The organism is Ruegeria discodermiae (assembly GCF_030758345.1).
Taxonomy (GTDB): domain Bacteria; phylum Pseudomonadota; class Alphaproteobacteria; order Rhodobacterales; family Rhodobacteraceae; genus Ruegeria_C.
Genome location: NZ_JAVAMO010000046.1, coordinates 2,501 through 6,336 on the forward strand (window position 1 = coordinate 2,501; position 3,836 = coordinate 6,336).

A 3,836-nucleotide genomic window follows, 5' to 3' on the forward strand; every position below is an offset into this window, starting at 1 on the left:
GTAGGACAAACAGGGGATGGACGGCGCAGTTTGGGTCTAGCCGGCCTGGAATGTGTATCCCGCACCGAAACGAACAGAGTTGTCCAAGTCTAATATACTAACCCGAGCGACCCGCGTTGATCAGCTGCACGGCTGGTTGGCCATATGGGGTTGCTCATTTGTCCTCGTCCATGTGGCGGGGGCGGGATATGTATGTTTTTGGTCCAGAAGAATGACGGGCTGTGAACCAGCTGCCTGTCTCGATCGACATGGTCGAAGCGCGCAGATCGCAAGATCGAAGCGCTTCACGTGCTCAAGTAGCCGAATAGGCGGTAGCGCACTAAGTTATGTCTTTCTCTTTCTGGATCAGATCAAGCGCGAGAAGGGCGTTTGGTGAATGCCTTGGCAGCAAGAGGCGATGAAGGACGTGATACTCTGCGATAAGCCATGGGGAGCTGAGAATAAGCTTTGATCCATGGATTTCCGAATGGGGCAACCCACCTGAAAGCTTCATATTGTTATCTCTGATAATCAATATGGGGTTTAACCAGGTACTTAAGACCTGAATACATAGGGTTTTAAGAGCAAACCCGGGGAACTGAAACATCTAAGTACCCGGAGGAAAGGACATCAATTGATACTCCCCTAGTAGTGGCGAGCGAACGGGGACCAGCCGAGCCTGATAAGTGACCAGAATGTGTTGGGAAACACAGCCATAGTGGGTGACAGCCCCGTATGGGAAGCTTTGAGGGACGTATTAAGTAGGGCGGAACACGTGAAATTCTGTCTGAAGATCGGAGGACCACCTTCGAAGGCTAAGTACTCCTTGCTGACCGATAGCGAACCAGTACCGTGAGGGAAAGGTGAAAAGCACCCCGACGAGGGGAGTGAAACAGTACCTGAAACCGAACGCCTACAATCAGTCGGAGGCTCCTTGCGAGCTGACGGCGTACCTTTTGTATAATGGGTCATCGACTTGGTCTCACGAGCAAGCTTAAGCCGTTAGGTGTAGGCGCAGCGAAAGCGAGTCTTAATAGGGCGCATGAGTTCGTGGGATCAGACCCGAAACCGAGTGATCTAGGCATGGCCAGGTTGAAGGTAAGGTAACACTTACTGGAGGACCGAACCCACATCTGTTGAAAAAGATCGGGATGAGCTGTGCCTAGGGGTGAAAGGCCAATCAAACTCGGAGATAGCTGGTTCTCTGCGAAATCTATTTAGGTAGAGCGTCATCCGAATACCCCGGGGGGTAGAGCACTGGATGGGTAATGGGGCCCCACAGGCTTACTGATCCTAACCAAACTCCGAATACCCGGGAGTACTAGATGGCAGACACACTGCGGATGCTAACGTCCGTAGTGGAGAGGGAAACAACCCTGACCTACGACTAAGGCCCCCAATTCATGGCTAAGTGGGAAAGCAGGTGGGACGACCAAAACAACCAGGAGGTTGGCTTAGAAGCAGCCATCCTTTAAAGATAGCGTAACAGCTCACTGGTCTAAACAAGTTGTCCTGCGGCGAAGATGTAACGGGGCTCAAGCCATGAGCCGAAGTCTAGGATGCCGTAAGGCATGGTAGCAGAGCGTAGTGTGACATAAGATTTTATCTGAATTATCGCCGATGCGGTTATGAAGCACGCTCAAACGTGCTCAAGTAGCCGAATAGGCGGTAGCACAGATATAAATCTTTTCGATGAAGCCGGGGCGTGAGCCATCCGGTGGAGAGATCACTAGTGAGAATGATGACATGAGTAGCGACAAAGAGTGTGAGAGACACTCTCGCCGAAAGTCCAAGGGTTCCTGCTTAAAGCTAATCTGAGCAGGGTAAGCCGGCCCCTAAGCCGAGGCCGAAAGGCGTAGGCGATGGGAATCAGGTTAATATTCCTGAGCCAGGAGGATGTGACGGATTGCGGATGTAGTTCAGCCTTATCGGATTGGTTGGGCTGCTGAGCAGTTCCTGGAAATAGCCCTCCATCAGACCGTACCCTAAACCGACACAGGTGGACTGGTAGAGCATACCAAGGCGCTTGAGAGAACGATGTTGAAGGAACTCGGCAAAATACCTCCGTAAGTTCGCGAGAAGGAGGCCCGGTTCCTAGGCAACTAGGGGCTGGGGGCACAAACCAGGGGGTGGCGACTGTTTATTAAAAACACAGGGCTCTGCGAAGTCGCAAGACGACGTATAGGGTCTGACGCCTGCCCGGTGCCTGAAGGTTAAAAGGAGAGGTGAGAGCCTTGAATTGAAGCCCAGGTAAACGGCGGCCGTAACTATAACGGTCCTAAGGTAGCGAAATTCCTTGTCGGGTAAGTTCCGACCTGCACGAATGGCGTAACGACTTCCCCGCTGTCTCCAACATCGACTCAGCGAAATTGAATTGCCTGTCAAGATGCAGGCTTCCCGCGGTTAGACGGAAAGACCCCGTGCACCTTTACTACAGCTTCGCACTGGCATCAGGATTGTGATGTGCAGGATAGGTGGTGGGCTTTGAAGCAGGAACGCAAGTCCCTGTGGAGCCACCCTTGAGATACCACCCTTCGCACTCTTGATGTCTAACCGCGGTCCGTTATCCGGATCCGGGACCCTGCGTGGCGGGTAGTTTGACTGGGGCGGTCGCCTCCTAAAGCGTAACGGAGGCGCGCGAAGGTTGGCTCAGAGCGGTCGGAAATCGCTCGTTGAGTGCAATGGCAGAAGCCAGCCTGACTGCGAGACTGACAAGTCGAGCAGAGTCGAAAGACGGCCATAGTGATCCGGTGGTCCCGAGTGGAAGGGCCATCGCTCAACGGATAAAAGGTACGCCGGGGATAACAGGCTGATACTGCCCAAGAGTCCATATCGACGGCAGTGTTTGGCACCTCGATGTCGGCTCATCTCATCCTGGGGCTGGAGCAGGTCCCAAGGGTACGGCTGTTCGCCGTTTAAAGAGGTACGTGAGCTGGGTTTAGAACGTCGTGAGACAGTTCGGTCCCTATCTGCCGTGGGTGTAGGAGACTTGAGAGGAGTTGCCCCTAGTACGAGAGGACCGGGGTGAACGATCCACTGGTGGACCTGTTGTTGCGCCAGCAGCAGTGCAGGGTAGCTATGATCGGACAGGATAACCGCTGAAGGCATCTAAGCGGGAAGCCCCCCTCAAAACAAGGTCTCCCTGAGGGCCGTGGTAGACCACCACGTCAATAGGCCGGAGATGTAAGCGCAGTAATGCGTTCAGTTGACCGGTACTAATCGCCCGATAGGCTTGATTTGATCCAGTAATGGAAAGACAAACGTTGCCAAAAAGGCAACGGGATCAAGAACATACACTGACCAGACCATGGATAACTGCGTGACACTCCGCAACGCGGAGTGCACGGTGTTGATTGATATGAAACCCCGTAAAGGGGTGACATAACACCTGTGCAGGAACGCGCCTTTGCAAGCAAAGACGCTGCCTCCTGCCCAGCCGCTTTCCTGCCTAGCAGGAAAGTCGGCAGAGTTTTTTCCCGGTTTGGTGATCATAGCACGCGTGAAACACCCGGTCCCTTCCCGAACCCGGAAGTTAAGCACCGAAGCGCCAATGGTACTGCGTCTCAAGACGTGGGAGAGTAGGTCATCGCCAAACCTGGTAAAAACTCAACAGTCTCTCTAACACGATCAAAACATAGTCGACCCTGACCTCAAGTAGCCGAATAGGCGGTAGGCCAACCAAAGTGTCGCGGGATGGAGCAGCCCGGTAGCTCGTCAGGCTCATAACCTGAAGGTCGTAGGTTCAAATCCTACTCCCGCAACCAAAATAATCGCACAATAACAACACGTTACGCACAGCCCAAGGGTGGTGTTTCCGTTTGCCCCAACACAGCTGGAAGCAATACGGAAGCAAACGG

At 53.4% G+C, this 3,836-nt stretch carries 1 tRNA gene and 2 rRNA genes; all 3 read left to right on the top strand.

Annotated features, from left to right (window positions below):
* The first annotated feature begins 348 nt into the window (after positions 1-348).
* Positions 349-3,219, top strand: a 23S ribosomal RNA gene (locus Q5Y75_RS28225).
* Between the two features lie 240 nt (positions 3,220-3,459).
* Positions 3,460-3,574: ribosomal RNA gene (rrf, locus tag Q5Y75_RS28230) — 5S ribosomal RNA — on the top strand.
* A gap of 92 nt (positions 3,575-3,666) precedes the next feature.
* Positions 3,667-3,743: transfer RNA gene (locus Q5Y75_RS28235), tRNA-Met, on the top strand.
* The last annotated feature ends 93 nt before the right edge of the window (positions 3,744-3,836 follow it).